Annotated in this window: 1 pseudogene; it reads right to left on the reverse strand. The window is 72.4% G+C overall.

Annotated elements, in window-relative coordinates:
* Positions 1-776: pseudogene (locus tag Aple_RS52710) on the reverse strand (hypothetical protein); the annotation flags it as partial.

Raw genomic sequence — 776 nt, forward strand, 5'->3', positions numbered from 1 at the left:
TCCCACACGCCTCCGGCACCGGCCCCGCACCCGAGCCCACGCTCCCCGCACCCACCCCGCCCGAACCCGTGTCCGTGCTACCGGTATCCGTCCCGGCCGAACCCGTGTCCGTGCTACCGGTATCCGTCCCGGCCGAACCCGTGTCCGTGCTACCGGTATCCGTCCCGCCCGAACCCATGTCCGCGCTACCGGTACCCGTCCCGCCCGAACCCATGTCCGCGCTACCGGTACCCGTCCCGCCCGAACCCATGTCCGCGCTACCGGTACCCGCTCCGGTGGAACCCGTGCCTGCAGTGTGGCGAGGGCCGCCCGCGCAGCAGGTCGAGCCGTGGGCGGGCTGAGGTGTCCCGGGCCGGGTATCGCTGGAGCCAGCGGTGTCGGCGGTGTCGACGTTGGCGGTATCGGGATCAGCGGTGTCGGCGCGCCCGGATGTGCTCTGCGATGGCGGCACCTCCGCGGCGGGCATGGCGGGCATGGCGGACGCCGCAGTGGAGGCCGTATGGGCGGACTCGGCGTCATATGCGGGGTGGTCGGTGGTGGGGTGGCCGTGTGTGGGGTGATCGGTGGGGAGGGATTCGGCCCGGACCAGGACCAGCAATTCTGTGGTGACCTTCTTGCTGAGCAGCGCCGACAGCGCGTCGGCCTGGCGGACCCGCAGCGGGCGGTCATCGTCCTTGCCCCTCGGCCTCGCATAAGCGGTAAGGAACTCACGCAGCCGGGCACCGGCCTCACGAGGCAGCCGGAACTCCCCCTCCACCCCGCCCGTGCTGGACGGG

It is taken from the genome of Acrocarpospora pleiomorpha (genome assembly GCF_009687885.1).
Taxonomy (GTDB): Bacteria; Actinomycetota; Actinomycetes; order Streptosporangiales; family Streptosporangiaceae; genus Acrocarpospora; species Acrocarpospora pleiomorpha.